At 36.3% G+C, this 21,593-nt stretch carries 20 protein-coding genes and 1 pseudogene; 5 read left to right on the top strand and 16 right to left on the bottom strand.

Annotated elements, in window-relative coordinates:
• Positions 1–23: 23 nt before the first annotated feature.
• The 7 genes from G0029_RS10765 to G0029_RS10795 form a co-directional block, all read right to left on the bottom strand.
• Positions 24–464: a hypothetical protein gene (locus tag G0029_RS10765; RefSeq protein WP_180107960.1), complete on the bottom strand. Its 441-nt coding sequence runs from the start codon at positions 462–464 to the stop codon at positions 24–26.
• Positions 465–645: 181 nt separating this feature from the next.
• Positions 646–1,617, bottom strand: a complete 972-nt coding sequence (locus G0029_RS10770; RefSeq protein ID WP_180109813.1) for a PoNe immunity protein domain-containing protein — start codon at positions 1,615–1,617, stop codon at positions 646–648.
• A gap of 35 nt (positions 1,618–1,652) precedes the next feature.
• Entirely contained in the window at positions 1,653–2,636 is a 984-nt protein-coding gene (locus tag G0029_RS10775; protein WP_180107958.1) for a PoNe immunity protein domain-containing protein, read from the bottom strand.
• A gap of 39 nt (positions 2,637–2,675) precedes the next feature.
• A complete protein-coding gene (locus G0029_RS10780; protein ID WP_180107957.1) occupies positions 2,676–3,659 on the bottom strand; it encodes a PoNe immunity protein domain-containing protein in 984 nt (327 codons plus the stop codon).
• Between the two features lie 35 nt (positions 3,660–3,694).
• On the bottom strand, positions 3,695–4,957 hold the full coding sequence (locus tag G0029_RS10785) for a type VI immunity family protein (protein WP_180109812.1): 1,263 nt from the start codon (positions 4,955–4,957) through the stop codon (positions 3,695–3,697).
• Between the two features lie 67 nt (positions 4,958–5,024).
• Complete coding sequence (locus G0029_RS10790) at positions 5,025–6,005, bottom strand: PoNe immunity protein domain-containing protein (RefSeq protein ID WP_180109811.1); 981 nt, start codon at positions 6,003–6,005, stop codon at positions 5,025–5,027.
• 38 nt (positions 6,006–6,043) lie between these two features.
• On the bottom strand, positions 6,044–7,024 hold the full coding sequence (locus G0029_RS10795; RefSeq protein WP_180107955.1) for a PoNe immunity protein domain-containing protein: 981 nt from the start codon (positions 7,022–7,024) through the stop codon (positions 6,044–6,046).
• Between the two features lie 155 nt (positions 7,025–7,179).
• On the opposite strand from G0029_RS10795, the pseudogene G0029_RS10800 reads away from it, so the two are divergent.
• Positions 7,180–8,345, top strand: a pseudogene (locus G0029_RS10800) (IS3 family transposase).
• Between the two features lie 131 nt (positions 8,346–8,476).
• Here G0029_RS10800 and G0029_RS10805 read toward each other — a convergent pair.
• The 7 genes from G0029_RS10805 to G0029_RS10835 form a co-directional block, all read right to left on the bottom strand.
• Entirely contained in the window at positions 8,477–8,983 is a 507-nt protein-coding gene (locus tag G0029_RS10805) for a hypothetical protein (RefSeq protein ID WP_111885350.1), read from the bottom strand.
• A gap of 3 nt (positions 8,984–8,986) precedes the next feature.
• Positions 8,987–9,709 (bottom strand): hypothetical protein, encoded by a 723-nt coding sequence (locus G0029_RS10810; RefSeq protein ID WP_180107954.1) that lies wholly within the window; start codon positions 9,707–9,709, stop codon positions 8,987–8,989.
• Positions 9,700–10,125 carry a hypothetical protein gene (locus G0029_RS10815; protein ID WP_111885352.1) on the bottom strand — a complete coding sequence of 142 codons (426 nt, stop codon included), beginning with the start codon at positions 10,123–10,125 and terminating at the stop codon, positions 9,700–9,702. The genes G0029_RS10810 and G0029_RS10815 overlap by 10 nt, the downstream gene beginning before the upstream one ends.
• Position 10,126: 1 nt before the next feature.
• Positions 10,127–10,633 (bottom strand): DUF4123 domain-containing protein, encoded by a 507-nt coding sequence (locus tag G0029_RS10820; protein ID WP_180107953.1) that lies wholly within the window; start codon positions 10,631–10,633, stop codon positions 10,127–10,129.
• A 1-nt stretch (position 10,634) separates the two neighbouring features.
• Positions 10,635–13,256 carry a type VI secretion system Vgr family protein gene (locus tag G0029_RS10825; RefSeq protein ID WP_180109810.1) on the bottom strand — a complete coding sequence of 874 codons (2,622 nt, stop codon included), beginning with the start codon at positions 13,254–13,256 and terminating at the stop codon, positions 10,635–10,637.
• Between the two features lie 687 nt (positions 13,257–13,943).
• Complete coding sequence (locus G0029_RS10830; protein WP_180109809.1) at positions 13,944–14,507, bottom strand: TetR/AcrR family transcriptional regulator; 564 nt, start codon at positions 14,505–14,507, stop codon at positions 13,944–13,946.
• 302 nt (positions 14,508–14,809) lie between these two features.
• Positions 14,810–15,445 (bottom strand): cation transporter, encoded by a 636-nt coding sequence (locus tag G0029_RS10835; protein WP_180077517.1) that lies wholly within the window; start codon positions 15,443–15,445, stop codon positions 14,810–14,812.
• Between the two features lie 76 nt (positions 15,446–15,521).
• Here G0029_RS10835 and G0029_RS10840 point away from each other — a divergent pair, with 76 nt between their 5' ends.
• The 3 genes from G0029_RS10840 (at position 15,522) to G0029_RS10850 (ending at position 17,677) form a co-directional block, all read left to right on the top strand.
• Positions 15,522–15,938, top strand: a complete 417-nt coding sequence (locus G0029_RS10840) for a Cd(II)/Pb(II)-responsive transcriptional regulator (protein WP_078194531.1) — start codon at positions 15,522–15,524, stop codon at positions 15,936–15,938.
• Between the two features lie 80 nt (positions 15,939–16,018).
• Positions 16,019–17,413, top strand: coding sequence for a tRNA 5-hydroxyuridine modification protein YegQ (gene yegQ / locus G0029_RS10845; protein WP_180107949.1), 1,395 nt, complete (start codon positions 16,019–16,021; stop codon positions 17,411–17,413).
• A 9-nt stretch (positions 17,414–17,422) separates the two neighbouring features.
• Positions 17,423–17,677: a YfhL family 4Fe-4S dicluster ferredoxin gene (locus G0029_RS10850; RefSeq protein WP_180009475.1), complete on the top strand. Its 255-nt coding sequence runs from the start codon at positions 17,423–17,425 to the stop codon at positions 17,675–17,677.
• A gap of 286 nt (positions 17,678–17,963) precedes the next feature.
• On the opposite strand, the gene ahpF is transcribed toward G0029_RS10850, so the two are convergent.
• Positions 17,964–19,529, bottom strand: a complete 1,566-nt coding sequence (ahpF, locus tag G0029_RS10855) for an alkyl hydroperoxide reductase subunit F (RefSeq protein ID WP_180107948.1) — start codon at positions 19,527–19,529, stop codon at positions 17,964–17,966.
• Between the two features lie 433 nt (positions 19,530–19,962).
• Here ahpF and G0029_RS10860 point away from each other — a divergent pair, with 433 nt between their 5' ends.
• On the top strand, positions 19,963–20,571 hold the full coding sequence (locus tag G0029_RS10860; protein ID WP_180094811.1) for a DsbA family protein: 609 nt from the start codon (positions 19,963–19,965) through the stop codon (positions 20,569–20,571).
• A gap of 85 nt (positions 20,572–20,656) precedes the next feature.
• Here the strand turns inward: G0029_RS10860 and G0029_RS10865 are convergent, their stop codons facing one another.
• On the bottom strand, positions 20,657–21,577 hold the full coding sequence (locus G0029_RS10865; protein ID WP_180107983.1) for a hypothetical protein: 921 nt from the start codon (positions 21,575–21,577) through the stop codon (positions 20,657–20,659).
• Between the last annotated feature and the right edge of the window lie 16 nt (positions 21,578–21,593).

Raw genomic sequence — 21,593 nt, forward strand, 5'->3', positions numbered from 1 at the left:
CATGCCACTCATGACTGATACAGCTATTTTTCTTCTTTTACCTTCAATTCATCAATAATTTTTGCTCTCCACTCTAAACCTTTATTTGTAGCACGAGGTAATTCATTTGAAAGAGTAATCTCCACACTATCATCTGGGTATAAATGTACTGCTAAATATTTTTTATCTTTTAAGTCTTTAGAAATTAATAAAGGAACATTTATAGCTTTATGTTTACGCGAACTGTTTGTTTCACCCCATTTTACATATTGGGACCCTGTTAACACTGCTGATCTTTTCGTTCCACTACCAAATCCGCCACCCAACTCTTCACCATTTAATTCAACAATATAAGGAATATAACTTGCATCATAACCATAAGATGTTGTCGTCAACACATAAGTTTTTGTTGAATGAGTATTACACCCTATTAAACTCATTGCTGAAAGCATAATAAGCATTAAATTCGTTTTTAAAACTTTCATCATTATCCTTTTAAAAATATTGGGTTTTAATTTATTTAATTAAAAATAATAATCAAAGAAAATTAAAAATATTATCCATTAGAAACGAAGAACCAAAAGGAAAATTTATCCTATTTATCACCAGTAAACTGCCAATATATATTCGCATCCATTTCAAAATGCCCCCCCGAATGGCATCTACTTATTCAGTCAGATACCAAATCGTTAAACCCCAAGGGTTATCTTTAATCTCAGGCATATCTTCTCCTTGATTAAAATGACGTTTTTCCATGTTATTCGCAGGACTATACCATTCACCTGTTTTAAGGCAAATTTGACCTGCTTCGCATTTTAATGTTTTTGTACTAGGATTACTTATATCCTTCTCGGAAGGTACAAATTCTCGGGCAAATTTAACCAAATCTTTTGGATAAATCATATGTGTTATTTCGCTATCATCTAAATCTAGCAAATAAACGTAAGCAGCAGCTTCTATAGCCCAATAGCCAAAATAACCTCCATTTTCCATTTTATGTAAGTCATACCATGGAGCACTTTCAAATGCGGGATACCATAATTTCAAATATTCCTGTATATCCTGAATACTCTCTTCTTTAGTATCTCTATAATTACTAAAAATTAATGGGCGATATGGATTATCAAAAAACCATTGATCTACATCATATCTATCCATCAACTCAAATGATAAAAAGTCCTCATACAGCGTATCTAATTGTTCTGTTTGCTCATGGTAAATTTTGTCTTGCATCGCTGCAATACGAGGTAATAAGTCCCTTCTGTGTAATAGATAACACAGTCCTATCAACTGCATACATCTTTCGTACTCATCTATAGCTGTAAAATAAAATGGTGCCCAATCTTCATCCTTCTCGTCTTTGCGTAAAGCTATTGTATATTCTTCATATTTCGTAATTACATCTTCTAATTGAATTCTAAGTGTAGAAATATCAAACCCAGCTGTAAAATTTAGACTTAATAAATCATAAGAATGTAGTGATAAGTAATAATCTAATCTTCTTATATCAGATGGACTGTCTTCATATATTTTTTTACTTTCTAAAATTTCAATAGGTAATTCTTTTAAAAATATATTTACTCTATTGTAAACTTCATCTGTTAAAAATAATTGTCTTTTCTTTTTATCAAAAATCATTCTTATTCCAAAAATAATGCCCCGAAGGGCATAAATCATTCTTCACCATCAAACTGCCAGTACACATCACCCCAATCTGTTTCAGAAAGTGTTGGTAACATTTCACCTCTTAACACATGAACGCGTGAATCTTCTTGTGCAGGGGTTGTCCAATAGCCCGTTTTTGGGGATTTTTCGCCAGCTTTGACTTTTATTACAGTTAGATTCTCTTGGGTTACTTCAGATTGAGTATTATTTTTACGAGCCCATGCAACTATATCTTTAGGATAAAACAAGTGCTTATGTAAGGAACTATCATCTAAGTCTAGTAAATAAACAAGAGCTGCTGCTTCAAAAGACCAATAACCACAATATTTTAGTTCTTCTGCAGGCTCTAGATGACTATTAAACCAAAGTGCATTTTTATTCATTTGATACCAATCAGCTAAGTATTCATCTAAATATTTAACAGCAGTTTCTTTATTATTTTTAACTAGCACATTATCAATCACATCACATAATTTTGAATAACCTAATGCAAATAAATTTCCTTCGTTAAATGTTGGATGTGAAGGATCATTAAATTTAAAAAATTTATTAATAACCTCATCTTCACACGTATGACTTTCATCCTCACCATTGACTAATGAATGTATACGATCAAACAAATCATTTCGATTAAATAAAAAAGCCAGACCAAGTATATTTAACGTTTCATTTTGAGTTGGAATGACAGAAGGTTTTTTTGACTTATGGAAGATAGCTAAGGCTTCAGATTGTTTTTCATAACCTTCTATTACTTTTTCAAATAATGGAGATATTTCTTCTGTTGGCTTTCCTGCAGTATAATGAAGATATAATAAAGAATGATAGATCCATGTAATAGATTGCCATCTCGAAGCTTCTCCACAATTATATTGATCATCTTCAAATGCATCACTTTCTAAATATAAGGGTATTCCTTCTTCATTGTACTCTGTAGTCTTTAAATAATACTCTTCAGTTAAAAATTGCTGTCTTTTATATTTATCGAAACTCATATTAATCCTAAAATTAATGCCACGAAGGGCATGTTTTATTTATTCTTCACCATCAAATTGCCAGTACACTTCACCCCAATCTGTTTCAGAAAGTGTTGGTAACATTTCACCTCTTAACACATGAACGCGTGAATCCACTTGTGCAGGGGTTGTCCAATAGCCCGTTTTTGGGGATTTTTCGCCAGCTTTGACTTTTATTACAGTTAGATTCTCTTGGGTTACTTCAGATTGAGTATTATTTTTACGAGCCCATGCAACTATATCTTTAGGATAGAATAAATGCTTGTGTAGAGGAGTGTCATCCAAATCTAGTAAATAAACCAAAGCAGCTGCTTCAAAAGACCAATAACCACAATATTTTAGTTCTTCTGCAGGCTCTAAATGACTATTAAACCAAAGTGCATTTTTATTCATTTGATACCAATCAGCTAAGTATTCATCTAAATATTTAACAGCAGTTTCTTTATTATTTTTAACTAGCACATTATCAATCACATCACATAATTTTGAATAACCTAATGCAAATAAATTTCCTTCGTTAAATGTTGGATGTGAAGGATCATTAAGTTTAAAAAATTTATTAATAATTTCATCTTCACCCGTATGACTTTCACCCTCACCATTGACTAAAGAATGAATACGATCAAACAAATCATTTCGATTTAATAAAAAAGCCAGACCAAGTATATTTAACGTTTCATTTTGAGTTGGAATGACAGAAGATTTTTTTGACTTATGGAAAATAGCTAAGGCTTCAGATTGTTTTTCAAAGCCTTCTATAACTTTTTCAAATAAGGGGATAACTTCCCCTATAGATTTTCCTGCTGTGTATACAAGGTAAAGTAGAAAAGAATAATCATGTGTTATTAAATTCCATCTTCTATTTTCGCCGCAATTATACTCATCATCCTCAAATGCATCACTTTCTTTCCAAAAATCAATATCTTCGATATAAAAATCATAGGCACTTTTATAATAGTCTTCAGTTAAAAAAATCTGTCTTTTATATTTATCGAAACTCATATTAATCCTAAAATTAATGCCACGAAAGGCATAAATCATTCTTCACCATCAAACTGCCAGTACACATCACCCCAATCACTTTCAAAATTAGGGAATATATCTCCTTGTTTAAAATATTGACGTGAGTTTTCTTTAGCAAAAGTATACCAATATCCTGCGTGAGGACATGGGCTACCGGCAATAACAATATCTATTCTTTCTGGTTCTTGAACTTCAACTTTCACTCGTTTTAATTCAGGCCAAGTGCTGTCTTCATCAAATCGTGCAATCCATTGCTTTGAACTGACCGCATCAAAACGTGGATTTGGATCATCTGACCACGCATCTAAAGTGGTCAGTTTTAAGTTATCACAACGTATCGGTTTAATTAGTTCATTTGCCATCACCAATAAATCAGGAACACCTTCTTCAACTGGATAAAGTGAAAGCTCTCCCAAACGTATCCATAAGCTGTATTTTGTTGAATCTTCTAGGTCTATAATTTTAGTAATTTCAATTCGTGGATCATCCAGTTTTTCACGAATTTGTTCTTCACTCAAGCCTAGTTTCTCTAGCCAGTAGGGAGAAAGTAAAAAGCACCATGTTGGGGTACGAATTCCACCACCTAACCCATCCCGATCTTCTGCAATAAACATATTTTCATGAGAAAACTCCATACCAGGATGATCAATATCAAGTCCATAAAAATAATCTGAAAATGTGCGTTCAACAGTTTCGAACTCAGGTGAAATATAAGCAAACTGTCCAGTATTACCTATTTCATAACCGCTATAAGCTTGTATTGGATTGAGTTGTCTTAAAATTTTTTCAACAAAAGTGTGCCAAACCATCTTATTGGTTTTATACCATTGATCGCCAAAAGTTAATTTAATACTAGAATAGCGCTCATTTGAGTCTCGAATATTACTTTCTAAAGCCCAACGTGCACTCTGTGTATCCGCCTCGGCTGATGTTGCACCTATAAAATATACAAAATATTTTTTAAAGATTTTATGCATTTCAACTAAAAGCTCATCTCGGCTTCTAATCCATTTATCAGCCTTTTTCCAAACCTCAGTGTCACTCCTAAACCTTAATTGAAAAGGTTTATCTATTATGGTTTTTTCAAATTCAATATAAATATCTACAACTTTATTTAGTAGATCTTCAGCATTTTCTTGATGCATGTACAAAGTGATATAGGGGCAAATACCAAACTCTTTCTTTTCCTCTCCATAAATTATGGAAGTATCCTGAGGAAGATCTCGAGCCAATTCAGCTATTTCTTGTTCATTTAAATAAAGTTGTACTGTACTCATAAAATATTCGTTAATTTATACTTCTATTTTTTAGAGATCGAAGATTATCAAGCCCCGAAGGCATAAATTACTCTTCACCATCAAACTGCCAATACACATCGCCCCAATCACTTTCAAAATTAGGAAAAACATCTCCCAAGTTAAAGTATTGACGTGAGTTCACTTTAGCAACTGTAAACCAATAACCCTGTTGAGGACATTTTTCCCCAGCTTTAATTGAAAATTTATTATGATTTTCAAGAAAATTTATTACTGAAGTTTTGAGCTTGAATTTGTGATAAAATTCAACCAAATCTTTAGGGTAATATAAGTATTCATGTAAGACAGTATCATTCTCTATCTCTAACAGAATAACAGCGCACGCTGCTTCAAAAGCCCAGCATCCATAATAGCCACCTTCTGATTTATGAGTATCATGCCAAGGCGCACCTGATAAATCTTTGTACCAATTCTTTAAAAACTTACGGACAAAAGCTAAAGAAATTTCATTATCTTGATTTGAAAAGGCTTCACATAATAATAAGTAAGGTTTTGGTACTAATACTGTTGAACAATCATATCTATTTTCATCTGAAAAAGATAAATACTCTTCAATTAGCCAATCTTGAGCAACATTTTCTCTCATTTCTCCGTCAATTAATTTCGCAACTCTAGGTAGTAAATCCTTTCGGTGGAGTAAATAACACAAACTGATTAACCAAATACATGGACAATAGCCATCAATAGTAAATAATTCAAAAACTGGTAAGTTTATATTTTTATGATAACTTCTTAATTTACTTCCATATTGCTCATAATAGTCAATAACTATTTCAAGTTGGCTTCTAATAAAAGGTAAACTATTGCCAGCTGTATATTCCAATAAAAGTAGATTTAAATAGTTCTCTGCTACGATAGCATAAGAGTATACCCATCTTTCTTCTAGTGAATCACCAACACCTGTAGGATTTACTTTAAAAGTTTCAATAGTGTTCAGAGTTTCCGCCTTTAATGTTTCATACATTTGAGGTGTAAGAAATTGTTGTCTTTTTATATTAACTAAATCCATTTTATGCCCAAAAACTGCCCCGAAGGGCATATTTTCACTTATTCTTCACCGTCAAACTGCCAATATACATCCCCCCAATCACTTTCAAAATTAGGAAAAATATCACCTTGTTTAAAGTATTGACGAGTGTTTCCCCTTGCTACAGTAAACCAATAACCTGGTTGAGGACATTTTTCACCTGCATGAATTGATATTTTTTGATATTTAGTTATGAGGTCAATTTCAGCACTACTAGGTTTAAATGTCCGGTAGAACTCTATTAAGTCTTTTGGATAATAGAGGTATTCATGAAATTCTTTATCATTTTCTATTTCTAAGAGTATAACAGCGCAAACTGCTTCAAAAGCCCAATATCCATAATATCCACCCTCTGATTTATGGCTATCATGCCATGGAGCTCCAGATAAATCTTTATACCATTTTTTTAAAAATTTGTTTAAATGCTTGACTGAAACTTTATTATCTTGGGTCAAAAATGCATTTGATAACTCAAAATAAGGATTTGGAAAAAGAACATCTGAACAATCAAAACGGTTATCGTCATTAAAAGCCAAAAACTCCTCTACAATCCAATCTTTTCCTCCATTTTCTTGATCATCCCCATCAACAAGGTTAGCTACCAATGGTAGTAAGTCAGTTCTTTTTAATAAATAACAAAGGCTGATAATCCATACATATACACAATAGTCATCTAAAATTTCAATATCAAAAACACTAAAATTATTATCTTTATAATAGGTTCTTTGTTTTATAGAAAGTACCTTGAATAATTCAATTACTTTATCGAATTCTAAACGTAAATATTCAATTGGTTTACCAGCAGTATAATCCAAAATAAACAAATCAAACTGATATCTAGATGCTATCAAATAAGAGTCGACCCATCCTGCTTCGATATCTTCATCATTATTTGATTCGCTTAGAAAACTTTCTATAGCACTGACAAGTTCACTCCTCGTAGACTTATAGTAACTTTCATCTAAAAATTGTTGTCTACGATTAAACTTAAATTCCAACATAAATAAATTTCCAATTATTTATTATTAACAACGATACTAATGTCTTTATCAGTCCAAACCCTTGTAGCTTTATGAGTAGAATGTTCTTTTGATGAGTGCTGATAAAAACGGAGACTTTAACTTGGTAAACTACACATACTCATTAGGAGTTTACCATGAGCAAAAAACAAAAGATTTATACAGTGGAATTCAAAGCTGAAGCAATTAAAGCTATTGAACCAAATAAAGGAAATGTCTCTGAAACTGCTCAACAGCTTGGTATTTCAATGCAGACCCTTTCAAATTGGTACAACAAAGCAAAAGCTGGAACATTAGTAGGCACACAACAATATTCGCCTGATCTCGTTGCTTTACTCGAAGAAAATAAGAAACTCAAACAGCAACTCAAAACTGCGGAAATGGAAAGAGTATTTCTAAAAAAAGCAGCAGCGTACTTTGCCAAGGACCATCAGTAAGGTACGATTACATGAAAGAGAACAAAAACACCTATCCAACAACGATGATGGCTAGACTGCTCAAAGTTTCAATTTCAAGTTTTTATGACTGGTTAAAACGAGGCATGAGCAAAAGAGTTGTTCAAAGAAATCAGCAGACGATCTTAGTCAAAATAGCTCATCAAGAAACTAAAGAAAGTTATGGTCATATTCGTTTAACGAGGTATTTACAGTCACAAGGCATCCCAATTAGCGAGTATGCAGTCCGTTGTATAAAAAGGCTAAATCAGCTGTATTGTAAGCGCCATAGGCGTTTTAAAAGAACGACGAACAGTGATCATAATCGAGCGATCTATGACAATTTACTCAAACAAGAGTTTTTAATGACCAAACCTAATCTTGCATGGTCAAGTGATATTACGTACATATGGACAGCTGAAGGTTGGTTGTACTTAGCTGCTTAAAAGACCTTTATACTAGACAGGTCGTTGGTTATAAGCTTAAGTGAGCGAATGACAGCGCAACTAGTTTGCAATGCGCTGAGTATGGCAATTCGCAATCACAAACCATCACATGGGCTAATTGTGCACTCAGACAGAGGAAGCCAATATTGCAGTCATGAATATCGAAACATGCTTGAAAAATATGGATTTCAAGGTTCAATGAGCAAAAAAGGAGACTGTTACGATAATGCCCCGATTGAGAGCTTTTGAGGAATACTCAAAAACGAGTTGGTTCACCATCGCAACTACAAAACAAGGGGAGAAGCCAAAGCAGATATTACAAAATACATAGAGCTATTTTATAATCAGAAGAGAATCCAGAAAGGACTGAGTTTTAAGACACCAAATCAAATGGCAGAGGACTTTTACGAGTTGGCTGCCTAGAATCTCCCAAGTGGAAGTGTCCTGTTATTTCAGCACACATCAAACTCTTGAATCTAGATAGCCTAATTATTAAAAAGAAACTTATCGATAATTTAAAGATATATTTCAAAACTAAAAATTAATTTAATTTTTTATAGAGTTCCATCTTTCAACTTTAATAAATCATGATAAGTTTGTTTTTTTTGAACAATTGTTTTTAAGATAAAATCTGTCTTTCTTAATGACTCAGCATTGTTCAGATCAAGCATAATCGCCACTTCATTATACCATTCATCTTCAGGTGCATTATTTTCCCAACGATCCCCCCATCTGTCATCTCTACTAATTTGAATTGATGAATTCACATCGACTAAACCATCTTTATTTTCTTTTAAAATTCCTAAGTGAATTACTATTTCGATGGCATCATTAATAATTGTCAAAGGATAATATACCTCTCCATCTGGATTTCTTCTGAAATCAGAGTATTCATTTGCAGCAGACCAAGCTGTAATCTGCTCTTTTGGTATGTATGCTTCTAAAATATTCTTTAAACAAAGATACATACTACAATAATCGTCATATTCTCTATCCCACTGTAAAAATGGAAATTTTGGGTGATCCTTAAAAAAATTAACTATCTTTTCTATATTCGTCATTATTTAACCTTTTAATATTTCGCCCTTCAAAATATCTATATCCATTCTTCTAGCATCAAAATCTGGTGGAATAACACCAGTAAAATGACGACCTGCAAAACTAAAAGAATGTTTACCTACAGAAACTCCATATGGTGTCTTCGCTTCCATCCAAGCGATCATTGCTTTATAGGCTTGAGTTGCACCTTTGTGATAATCAACTGGACTTTTTATTTTAGTATCTGGTTTGCTATGACCTTCTAATTTTAGCATGGCAATACGCATGGAAAGTGCATATTGCTTACATAGTACTAGAGGCGGTGGAAAAGGGTGATTTGTCCAAACGCTACCTGCTTCAGTTGCAGTCACAATCATTCTATTTGCATTCTGCGCCTGTATACGACCACTATGCTGTTCGTTCTTACACTCCTTATTAGAACTATTACAAGATCTCTCAAGTTCCTTAGATTTCGCTTTACTTGCTGCCAATGCTTGATCTTTTTGCTCTTGAGTTATACCCGAACGACTATTATCGATATCCTCTTCAGCCAGATCAATTCTTTGATTGAGCATGCCTGTAATTGTTCCATCTCCTAATGGGGATGGAGTGAATATTCCAGTTAATATTACGCCTATAGGATTTGCTCTTGCTCCTACTTTAGCTGCAGTTCCTGCTCTTTCAGCAGCTTTTTCAGCAGTTGTCCCCCAACCACCAAAAATATCTACTGCATCAGCCGCTATTGCCACGATTTTTTCTCCAATGCTTCATAGAATTTTTGACTATCTGAAGAATTTAAAGAGCTTTGTAAAACTCCAGCTAAGATATCAATTGCAAGAAATGGTGGAAATAATCTATTTATTAATAAACTGCGATTCCATGGATCATCATCTAAATTATTTTTATTCAAAATAAAACATAATTCTCCGTAAGCCGCTCTCCATTTGTCATAGTCAGCATGATTTTCCATTCCTACCAGATATTTTCGAATTTTTGTTTGGGCAGTAATCAGGAATTTTAGTCCACTATCTTCATTATTATTAAAATACTTTATCGCCAGTTCGCTATAAGTGTTTTTTAGCCGATTCCAGTTCCACAAGGCTAGACTTTCTTCACGATCTGCAGAAAATTCCTCAAGCTGTTCTTTAGTAAATTCGATAACCATTCTAAATCCTCTCCAATAACTTGAAATCACCAGATACTTCTTGATACCACCAACCATCAATAGGTTCTAACAGAATATCTAAATTTTTTTTATCTAATAGTCGATTTAATGATTTGATAACTGAAGGATCATAAAATCTGAACAATGCTAATTCGCCGGATGGTAATTCTGCTTGTAAGAATGGCTGAAAATGTTTGATCAATTCTTGGTTCGATAGATTTGTTTTCAATATCGAAAACATTCCTAAATTTTCTTCTATAACAAGTTCATTAATAAATTTTTGATTATTTAGTTTATTTAAATTCAACAATAAAGGGGAAAATTCTAATGGTGTAGAATCATCAACAGTTCCATCGAATAAATTACCTATATATTTGATATTTCTATCATAGTTTAAAGTAAGCCAATGGCGCATATAAGTATAATTTTTAGCTGCATCAATCAACAGGAAGAAATTACATTTAGATTCTTCACCACTAATTTTCTTTGATAACTGTAATATGTCCATCCTATATTTCCCTATACACAAACGGTAAACCTTTTCGAGCGGCATCAATTAAACAGGGAATACATATTTTCGTAGAAATATTAGGAAGCTGGAAATTATGACGTGTACCTTTGACAAATTGTGCTTGAGCAGACCTAACCTCAACAAGCCCAGGACTATTAATATCAATAGAACCGTCAGTCTTTATTTTTATGTACCCCCCACCACAAGTCAGCATAATTTCTTTTTTGGCTGCAATCGTAATGGAATTCTCAGTACTCATGATCTTAAAATCCTTGAGAGATGCTAGATCAATTTGATCATTTTGCGCATGAACTTTAATTTCACCTTGAGCCGCTACAATATTTATACCTTTTTCTTGAGTATAAAAGCTTAATCCCTTCGCAGCATGAGCAGTAAACTCACCATTTGAATTTATATCTAACTGTTGACCCGATATAATTTTTATATTTTCTTTAGCAACATGAGTTTGGTTTTTTTGACTTACAGAAACAAAATCCTGAGGAGTACTAAGCAGAATATTAGGATGCTCAAACTTTTCTAGACTATTTTCTACTTGAGCAATCAAATCATTACTAATTTGATAGTTTTCATCTTGGAAAGCCTTACTTACTCGAGCATTTTTTTCTAAACTTTTGAGTTTTTCTATAGATTCATTTAATTGCGTTAACAACTCTTTTATATTTAATTGTATATCTTTGGCGTTTTCTTGACTCGCAGAACTAATCAATAATCCTTTACCAGCTCGAATAGCACCCCATTGGTCGGTTCTCAGTTCAAAGCCTTCGCCTCTTCCCTCACTTTCTGCGGTTTCTTTGGGGTGACTGAGGTTACCAAGGTTGAGCTGGGTAGCACCATGGGTACTTTGTAATTGTGTCGAAATTTGTCCTGTGGTGTCATCAAAGCACAGTTGTCCAAAGCCCTCACCTTGGACTTCCTTACTTTTAATCCCAGCCAGTTTTTTGGTGTCTGGCAGTTTACCTTTACTATCAAATTGGGTCGGACTGCGCTGTGCTTCATGTATGCGCCCCACCACAAATGGTCGGTCGATATTGCCGTCAAAGAAATCGATGACCACGATTTCATTAATACGTGGTAAGAAACGTGCACCATAGCCTTCACCGGCCCATGGGGTAAGCACATCTACCCATGCAGAATCCGTATCATTGTCATTACTGCCTGCACCGCCATCATGGCTGTGGTCATCTCCACGGGTAAATAAGAAACGAACTTTGATTCGTCCCCATTCATCGACATGTATTTCTTCACCACTTGGCCCGACAACTTTAGCCCGTTGCGGATGGGTGCTTGGACGGTGTTCGAGTGGGTTATATTCAGGAACCGTCGCAATATTGCGGCGTTGTAATGTGAGCTGATTGGCCTGACGCTCGGCCTGTTCATGGATGGGTTTAATATTCCACTGACTTTGTTCAATCAGTTGATTGACTTGTTCAGAGAGGTCTTTAGGTAAGTTATTTTGGTTATAGAATTTCTTTTCTGTGATTAAAAATTGTTTGTCTGCACCACTGTGTTGATCGATTTCTGGGTGTTCATTCAATTCAAACCAATAACCCACTTGGGTATCACGCACAGTCGATTGTGCACTGAATTTTTTCGATTGTAGCTCGTGATAGCGCGTTAGATTTTGATTCAGTTTTTCAATCTGGCTGTTAGATGAAGCCGTAGCTTGATCTTCACCTTTTAAATCTTGCATCCATGCAGGGCTGATATGCCATGCTTGTTCCAAACTTAAACTGGCATTGTCTTGGCTTTGGCTATGCAGATGTTTGCTTTGAACTGAGCCTGCGCCTTCTTCTTGGCTCAGTCCATCGGCTTGCCAGCGCTGTACATGGACCGCAGTCGGTTGAATGCTACGTTCACCGATCAAGCTGGTGATGCTGTCTTGTTTTTCTGTGGCGCTAGAGCGATGAAAGCGGATACTACGACGGCTGAGTGCTTGATATTGGCTATTGTCATCAATCAGGCGGAGTTTTTGTTTTTCAATTTGGGCTGAGGAATGCGGCACTTTCAACTGTGCTTCATCGATGAGCCAGTTAATGCCTTCACTGCGCCAAAGTCGCGTTAAAAAGTCATAATCGCTTTCATTCGACTGCATGATGAAAGGTCGTACATCATAGTTTTGGCTTAAACCGCTTAGATCTAGCGTTAGACTGGCAGCAAAGAGCGGACTTTTGCTTTGCCATTCTTTAAAGAGAGTCTCACTGACTTCGCGCACCGATTTGTTCATAAACACACGACTGTTGCGGCGTTTATGCCATAGCGACGTTGCGTCTTCTAGAGTGAGTTTATATAGGGTGAGTGAACCGTCACTCTGGCCTTGGGTGGCTTCGGTAATAATACCCGTAGTACGGAAGAGTTCGCCCTGATCTGTCACTTGATCAACGGCGACCTGTGCGCCAATAAATTGTTTTAGTGGAATAAGTGCATTCGTAGATAGGCAAATCAAAGTCGCTTGCAGGCCTTGGTTTAAGACATGCTCCCCATCAATACGTTGAATAAAAAGCTCATCATTCAACGCAGGGTTGGAAAATTGCACATGAATGGCACGTTTTTGAGCGGATAGACCCAATTGTTCTAATACAGCAAATATTTTGCCTAACATAATAAAAATTCTAAATTGTAATCATGGAAATAATTTTGCCGCTAATTTAGTCAAATTCATCAATAAACTTAATGCTTAAAACCATAGAAGATGTTTCGTTATGTAAAATCCACGATTCAAAAATTCACTTAAAAATAAAAAGCTGAGAACCCACGCACTAAATACTTATTGCATATAAAATATTCAAAAAATGGTCTTAGACCATGCACTTGCATCCAACAAGCAACGTCATTCACACAAGTGTAAAAATAGTTTATCGTCTAATTAGCACCGAGCTTAATGATTAATTTTTTAATATTATCTTTAAAAATAGTAGATTAATTTAAACTTAAGCTAGATTAAAAAACACACAACCCTTTCTTTCCTGTCTTGTAATTCACCTAAGATCCCCTATAATTCAAAAAAACAGACAAGTCTGTCTATTTTGCTACAAAAACCGAATGAATTTAGCATTCAGAGGGTAAAAATATAAATGAGAGAAAACGTATAAAACGTTCGAAAATCAAATCATTGACTTAAGCTAACAAAGTGAATGATTTGAACGCACAATTGTCAGCAAAGCGCGATTACCCCAAATAATCGCGCTTTTTATTTTCTTAGAATCTTAAGTCATGTGAAAAAATTGATTGTTAATCAATACAAATAAGTCGTCTCTAGATTTAAAACCCAGATGCCTACAAGCAAATTTTAAGCGGCCAATTCCAAACGAATTAAGGTTTCAACTCGCTTCCAATAATCTGCTAAATGCACTTGGTTGGGGTCAATTTGGGCTTGAATGGTCATGCCATCCAAAATACTACTCAGAAATGCAGCAAGTTGTTCAGTTTGCTGAATGCCCAGATGTTGCAAGGCAGTACTTAGTTTTGATTTAAGCCACTCTTTATAGTCGATCGCAGGTTGCAATGAAGACGGATAAACTTTAGATATTTCTTCTACTGCTTTTTGAAACATACAACCATTAAAATCTGCGGTATGAAACCAAGCATCGTACCAAGCAAAAATGGTTTTAATATGCGAAAGATGGTCTTCTGGATCACATTCTGCAATAGCAGCTTCAAGTGATTCCTGTAAATTAAGATTTCGAATCACGAGACATTCTTCAATTAATTTGGCTTTAGAGGGGAAATATTTATAAAACGTCATTTTAGCAACGCCCGATTCCCCAATAATTCGATCTATACCAATCGAGTTATAGCTATAAGAATTGAAGAGTTGGAGCGCAACGTTAATGATGTCTTGCTTTTTCGACATTTAATTTACCTGATGCACCAATGGGGCCTAAACATAAAGCTTTTAAGGTAGAAAACCTAATTTTTAAACATGATTTTCGCGCGCTATTGTAAAGCATAACTTAATTGGAGTCTGCAGATAAAACCTCAGCATCCCATTAAATACCGTCTGATTTCAGAAGATTTATCGATATAGCAGTCAGGAAAATTTCGTATAAAACTGACTGCTATTTTAATTTCAACTAGCGATTTAACGACTATTCATCTGCGTTAAAAACATGGATAAAATGAATGCCATTAACGGTGGATTTAAGAGTAAGTATTTTAAGAGCAAGGGGTACTCAGAATATCTTTTTGCTTACGCTCTTGCAGTGCTTTTCGAATCACCTGATAACCACCCGTTAAACCTAAGATCGCCATGATTGCGGCCACGATCAAATCTGGCCATAGACTGCCTGTACCAAACACCCCGACTGCAGCCAAGATCACTGCGACATTACCAATCGCATCATTACGGCTACATAGCCAAACGGATTGCATATTGGAGTCACCTTCACGGAAGGCATATAAGACGTATGCACAGATGACATTAGCGGCTAAAGCCAAGATACCAATCACCCCCATGGTGATCGGTTCAGGTGCGATCCCATTTGCATAGGCATAGAGCACTTTGGCAATGACCACGATCCCAAACGCTGCCATGACAAAACCTTTAACCAAGGCAACTGTTGCACGCCAATATAAACTGGCGCCTAGCACGGCTAATGAAACTCCATAATTAACAGCATCACCAAAGAAATCTAACGAGTCCGCCCAAAGCGCAGAAGAATGTGCATAAGCCCCGCCAATCAGTTCCACCAAAAACATCATGGCGTTAATGATTAAGGCGATCCAAAGCGCGATACGAAATTTACTGTTGGGTTTGCTTGGTGCTGGCTCATGACTACATGTACATGCCATAAATGTGCTCCAATTTAAAAATCAATGGATTTGTATTATTCTTATTCAAAACTATGGACTCACTCCAAGGTCAAGCATGAACGTACAAAAACATTATTTGATTAAAGAATTGTCCACCAAATCTGGGGTAAGCGTTGACAGTATTCGCTTTTATGAAAAGAAAAAACTGCTGAAACCTAGCTTCCGCGCAGACAACAATTATCGCTATTATGATGAAGAAATGTACAAACGTTTGGTTTTTATTAAGCGCTGTCGAAACCTCGATATTTCTCTCACCGAGATTCAAACCCTGCTTGAACTTGAGCAATCACCTACACAAAGCTGTCATGCCGTGAATGAATTAATTGATAATCACATTCGTCAAGTTTCTGAAAAAATTAAAGAATTAGAAAATTTTAAAATACAGTTAAGTACGCTCCGTGCCAGTTGTAATGAAACCAGCCAAATCAATGATTGCCAAATTTTAAAACATTTGGAAAACGGAATATCTTGAAAACCCAACTAAAATACTTGGTTGAATCCTTTTTTTAGATCACTACAATAAAGCCATAAATTTTTTATGCCTTTATTGACATGACGATTCAACACGTAACCGAACTCCTCTCACCTGCTGGCTCATTAAAAAATATGCGCTACGCTTTTGCTTATGGCGCAGATGCCGTGTATGCAGGTCAGCCGCGATATAGCTTACGTGTGCGCAATAATGCTTTCGACCATGACAATTTAAAAATTGGCATTGAAGAAGCCCATGCTTTAGGTAAAAAGTTTTATGTGGTGGTAAACATCCAACCGCATAACTCAAAACTGAAAAATTTCATCCGTGACCTTGAACCTGTGGTTGCCATGAATCCTGATGCGCTAATCATGTCTGACCCCGGTTTGATCATGATGGTGCGTGAACATTTTCCAGAAGTGTCCATTCATTTGTCTGTACAAGCCAATGCGGTGAACTGGGCAACGGTTAAATTTTGGAAAAATATGGGACTGACACGTGTCATTTTGTCACGTGAATTATCAATCGAAGAAATTGAAGAAATTAAACACAATGTACCTGATATGGAAATTGAAGTTTTCGTACATGGTGCATTATGTATGGCTTACTCCGGTCGTTGCTTACTTTCTGGCTACATGAATAAACGTGATGCAAACCAAGGTGCATGTACCAATGCATGCCGTTGGGATTATAAAATTCACGATGCAGTTGAAGATGAAACTGGTGATGTTATTCCAGTCACACAAATTGAAGAATCATCATGCTGCAATAATAAAAATGCCGATGAGCAACACGCCCTAGAACAACACCAATTCGGCGAGCCGGTTTTATTACAACGCAATGAAGAAGACATGTTTGCTGCCGAAGAAGATGAGCATGGCACTTATTTCATGAACTCGAAAGACTTGCGTGCTGTACAGCATGTTGACCGTTTAACCAAAATGGGCATTCATTCTTTAAAAATTGAAGGCCGTACCAAGTCTTACTTCTACTGTGCGCGTACCGCTCAAATTTATCGTAAAGCCATCGATGATGCCCTTTCTGGTAAACCGTTTGACCCTGCTCTCATGTCTCAGCTTGAAGGTCTTGCGAACCGTGGTTATACCGAAGGTTTTCTACGCCGCCATGTTCATAGTGAATATCAGAACTATGAAACTGGCTCATCACGTTTCGATCATCAACAGTTTGTAGGTGAAGTTTTAGAACGCGATGGTGATTCTCTTAAAATTGAAGTGAAAAACCGTTTTGTTGTGGGTGATTCTTTAGAACTGATGACCACTTCAGGCAACATCACCTTCGTTTTAACGGAAATGAAAGATAAAAAAGGTAATCTAATTAACGACGCCAAAGGTTCAGGTCATATCGTGGATATTCCTGTGCCTGCCGATGTCGATATGCGTTATGCCTTACTGATTCGTAATTTACCCAATTCGACCGTAGATATTTCGGCTTCATCTTTAGCGTATCAGGCTTGAGTTCGATTTATGGCTTTGTTGATTACAGATAAATGCATCAATTGTGACATGTGTCTACCTGAATGTCCCAATGATGCCATTTATGAAGGCTCAAAGATTTATGAAATCGATGTCGCACGTTGTACTGAATGTGTCGGTTTCTATGCGCACCAAACTTGTGTTTCAGTTTGTCCGATTGAGTGCATTGTGCCTCATCCTGAACATGTAGAGACAGATGAGCAGTTAATGGAGAAGTTTAAAGGCTTGAATTTATTTAAATCTTAAATTCGTGATGTGATTGGTATATTAATTGCTTACTCCACTTTATATTTTATAGAGAAACAACCTTGGGGAAAGTATAAAAATAAGGTTGTAAAACAAAAATAGCTGGGCAACGAATAGGGTTCAAAATGTGTGGGGACATTTTTGAATCCTAATTTTGCAGACAAAAAAAGGAACTCCGGTGTTAGCATCCAAAGTTCCTGTAAAACGAGAATATTAAGAAAAATAATATTCAAATGACAACATTCAGCGCGGCCAGCGTGTTTCTCGAAACACACTGGCCTTTCTTTTATTGACCAGAACGGATGATGTAATCAAAAGCAGACAATGATGCTTTCGCGCCTTCACCTGTCGCAATGATGATTTGTTTGTACGGTACTGTTGTACAGTCACCTGCAGCAAATACACCTTTCACATTGGTTTCGTTGCGCTCGTTAATTACGATCTCACCACGGTTTGAAAGTTCAACTGCTGTTTCTTTTAAGAAATCAGTGTTTGGTAACAAACCGATTTGTACGAAGATACCTGCCAATTCAATCGTTTTGATTTCATCAGTTGCACGGTCTTTATAGTTTAGTGCAGTCACTTGTGAACCATCACCAACCACTTCTGTAGACAATGCATTCATGATCACAGTCGTATTCGGCAAGCTGTTTAACTTGTCTTGAAGCACTTGGTCAGCACGAAGCTTGGTATCAAACTCAACAAGTGTTACATGTTCTACAATACCTGCAAGGTCGATCGCTGCTTCTACACCTGAGTTACCGCCACCGATCACCGCAACACGTTTACCTTTAAACAATGGACCGTCACAGTGTGGGCAGTATGCAACACCACGAGTACGGTATTCTTGTTCGCCCGGAACGTTCATTTCTCTCCAACGTGCACCTGTTGAAAGAATCACTGTTTTAGATTCAAGTTTTGCACCATTCTCTAAAGTCACTTCAACCAAGCCATTAGCTGTTTGGTCAGCACCTTTGATGTCAGATACACGTTGCAAGTTCATGATGTCCACACCGTATTCACGTACATGTGCTTCCATTTCAGCGGCAAACTTAGGACCTTGAGTCTTTTGAATCGACGTGAAGTTTTCGATGTCCATCGTATCCATGACCTGACCGCCCATGCGTTCAGCTACGATACCAGTTTTAATACCTTTACGTGCTGCATAGATTGCAGAAGTATTACCAGCAGGACCACCACCAATCACAAGAACATCAAAGGCTTCTTTGGCATTTAACTTTTCAGCATCTTTTGCAGCAGAGTTGGTGTCTAATTTGGCAATGATTTCTTCCAAGGTCATACGACCTTGACCGATGTGATTACCGTCTTGGAATACCATTGGTACAGCCATGATTTTGCGTTCTTCCACTTCGTCTTGGAAGAATGCACCATCAATCATGGTTGCAGTTGTACCTGGGTTGTAAATTGCGATCAAGTTAAGTGCTTGAACCACGTCAGGACAGTTATGGCAGCTTAAAGATACAAACACATCAAAGTCAGTTTTAAGACCTAGACCTTTGATGGTGTTCAGTACTTCGTCAGAAACTTTCGGTGCATAACCTGAAGTTTGTAGCAAAGCTAGAATCAAGGACGTGAACTCATGGCCCATCGGTAGACCTGCGAAGAATACGCGTGGAGTTTCACCTGCTTTTGCAATACCAAAGCTTGGCGCACGGCTGTTGTTACCGTCAAAACGTGCAGTCACTAAATCAGATAAAGCGGCAACTTCGGTCACCAATTCTTTAATTTTGTCTGATTTTTCCGTGCCGTTTAAAGTCGCGACGATTTCAATCGGGCCTTCAAGGCGTTCAAGTAAGGTTTTTAATTGAGCAGAAGTATTTTGATCTAACATTGCTAACGTCTCCAGAGGAGTAAATTTATTTGATGAGAGAATGATAGAACAAACCATTAAATAGGTGAAACGGTTTGTTTTTATAAAATTAATCGGTTTTACAAATCAAATAGTTAAATTTCTTTCTAAATCATAAATATATGGACGTATATTAACATTAAAATGATTTATTTCGTACACATATATCGTGATAAATTCCTCATTTTTTTCTTTTTTATTGAAATTACACCAAGTCTATGCAAGACATACGCACGACCTGATCAATTACAAAATCTTTATAAAGCTTTAAGTTTCATTTCAGCAAGTCGGCTTTAAATCAAAGGAAATATCAGATGATTTGACTGCTTTTGAGTTCCATCAATAAAGCCACAATCAATCCCTTGTATCAATCAGCCATCGATCTACAAGTATAAAATCAACAGTGAGCAGAATAATGAAAATTGAATTTGTCTTTGATATTGTTTATCCCATGAGTTATGTCGCATTTCAAAAGTTAAAACAAAACTGGAATGAACATACAGCAACCCGTGTAGAGCTATTGCCGATTCAACGCGTTCCAGAAATTCCTGAACAAGGCTTAGATGTGCTGCAGTATTTAACCGATAAGTATGGCGCGAGTGCAGCAAATCGAAAACTCGAAATGACAAAGTTTGCCGCTTATAGCGAAGATGTGATTGTCAATATTGAGCACATGAAACGTATGCCAAACAGTCAACTGGCTCATCAAGCTATATTGGCCTTGGACAATATTTTGGATCAATATGCCCTGACTCAAGCCTTATTCCATGCATTATTTGCACACGGTCAAGATATTGCTGATATTCAGGTTTTAAAAAGCATCATTGAAGGCATTGGTTTAGATGGCTCAAAAGTACTGCGATCAATTCAACATAAAGATATTGCGGACCGTCAGCACGAAATTACACAGTATGTAAAATCAAAGGGACAGCACCCCATTCCTTTTTACCTTGTGGATGGCGAAGTGAATGATCAGACTTTTTCTACACAGGAACTCCGACAACTTTTTCATCGAGCAAGTTAATCTACCCAAGATCAAAAATCCCCATACAATGTGATGGGGATTTTTATTCTGAGCAATGCAATGATCTAAAAAGAAAATAGGCCTGTTAATGAAGTCCCTGCTCAATTCGATTAATCCGTGATTTGAACTGCTGAGATAGTAGATACAAAATTAAGCTCAAAACCAGCGTGAGTACTATCACGGTGATCAACACCCAACGCACAACAACTTCTACTACATTGGCTTGCTGAACTTGTTTTTCCACGCTTTGCGCCATCGGTGTCATGGTTTTATCAAATAGCTGATTTTGCATCGCCCAGAGCTGTTCAGGCTGAAAACCGTATTCACGGAATTTTGCTGGATTTTGTTGCTCGGTATTGATTAAGGATTGCACCAAAGGAATTGCTGTCGCACGATCTACAGGCTTATGCATCAAAGCAGCTTGTGCAAGTAAATAGGCTTGCACGGGTTTTGCCAATTGTGCATCTTCCATTTCGAAAGCCAGCTGGCTTTCCTGAATATTTTTTTCATAATGTACCAATTTTTGATCTGCTGCACGGTCATCATGATTAAGGTCATATTGCACATAAGTTAAGCCTGACCAAAGCATAATAAACGATAAAATCCAGCCGACAAATTTCAATACAAATGATTGGAAGCGAATTCTAAAAAATTGAAATTTCCTTAGAAATCCAACCAAGAAAAATGCGCCAATAAATGAAACGATGAGTTTGAGAAATAACCAACCAATAAAGGATAAAAAGTTTAAAAAATAGTCGGAGGACTCACCGAGTTGATATGTCAAATCACCTGCACTAACGGGAATATGCAGTTGCTGTACGCTAGAACTTAGGCCAAAAAAGCTATAAACCATATCATGCTGAATAAACAACATCACAGCTGAAACGATCAGCACAGAAACACTGGTAAAGGTCAATAACGTCAAATTGCGTTGACGCTTCTTAATGGTTTGAAGCCCTGTTTCCAGTTGCTGCGGATTTAGCGCATATTCATCAATGGGAGGCAAAGACATACTCCTTCAG

The sequence above is a fragment of the Acinetobacter sp. YH12138 genome (genome assembly GCF_015218525.1).
GTDB classification, from domain to species: Bacteria; Pseudomonadota; Gammaproteobacteria; order Pseudomonadales; family Moraxellaceae; genus Acinetobacter; species Acinetobacter amyesii.

Excerpts from the sequence above, each read along its gene's own strand:
- yegQ (WP_180107949.1), top strand. The coding sequence starts at position 16,019 with ATGACGATTCAACACGTAACCGAACTCCTCTCACCTGCTGGCTCATTA.
- G0029_RS10780 (WP_180107957.1), bottom strand. The coding sequence starts at position 3,659 with ATGAGTTTCGATAAATATAAAAGACAGATTTTTTTAACTGAAGACTAT.
- ahpF (WP_180107948.1), bottom strand. The coding sequence starts at position 19,529 with ATGTTAGATCAAAATACTTCTGCTCAATTAAAAACCTTACTTGAACGC.
- G0029_RS10785 (WP_180109812.1), bottom strand. The coding sequence starts at position 4,957 with ATGAGTACAGTACAACTTTATTTAAATGAACAAGAAATAGCTGAATTG.
- G0029_RS10835 (WP_180077517.1), bottom strand. The coding sequence starts at position 15,445 with ATGGCATGTACATGTAGTCATGAGCCAGCACCAAGCAAACCCAACAGT.
- G0029_RS10860 (WP_180094811.1), top strand. The coding sequence starts at position 19,963 with ATGAAAATTGAATTTGTCTTTGATATTGTTTATCCCATGAGTTATGTC.
- G0029_RS10815 (WP_111885352.1), bottom strand. The coding sequence starts at position 10,125 with ATGGTTATCGAATTTACTAAAGAACAGCTTGAGGAATTTTCTGCAGAT.
- G0029_RS10770 (WP_180109813.1), bottom strand. The coding sequence starts at position 1,617 with ATGATTTTTGATAAAAAGAAAAGACAATTATTTTTAACAGATGAAGTT.
- G0029_RS10765 (WP_180107960.1), bottom strand. The coding sequence starts at position 464 with ATGAAAGTTTTAAAAACGAATTTAATGCTTATTATGCTTTCAGCAATG.
- G0029_RS10795 (WP_180107955.1), bottom strand. The coding sequence starts at position 7,024 with ATGTTGGAATTTAAGTTTAATCGTAGACAACAATTTTTAGATGAAAGT.
- G0029_RS10830 (WP_180109809.1), bottom strand. The coding sequence starts at position 14,507 with ATGTCGAAAAAGCAAGACATCATTAACGTTGCGCTCCAACTCTTCAAT.
- G0029_RS10805 (WP_111885350.1), bottom strand. The coding sequence starts at position 8,983 with ATGACGAATATAGAAAAGATAGTTAATTTTTTTAAGGATCACCCAAAA.
- G0029_RS10820 (WP_180107953.1), bottom strand. The coding sequence starts at position 10,633 with ATGGACATATTACAGTTATCAAAGAAAATTAGTGGTGAAGAATCTAAA.
- G0029_RS10850 (WP_180009475.1), top strand. The coding sequence starts at position 17,423 with ATGGCTTTGTTGATTACAGATAAATGCATCAATTGTGACATGTGTCTA.
- G0029_RS10840 (WP_078194531.1), top strand. The coding sequence starts at position 15,522 with ATGAACGTACAAAAACATTATTTGATTAAAGAATTGTCCACCAAATCT.
- G0029_RS10790 (WP_180109811.1), bottom strand. The coding sequence starts at position 6,005 with ATGGATTTAGTTAATATAAAAAGACAACAATTTCTTACACCTCAAATG.
- G0029_RS10825 (WP_180109810.1), bottom strand. The coding sequence starts at position 13,256 with ATGTTAGGCAAAATATTTGCTGTATTAGAACAATTGGGTCTATCCGCT.
- G0029_RS10775 (WP_180107958.1), bottom strand. The coding sequence starts at position 2,636 with ATGAGTTTCGATAAATATAAAAGACAGCAATTTTTAACTGAAGAGTAT.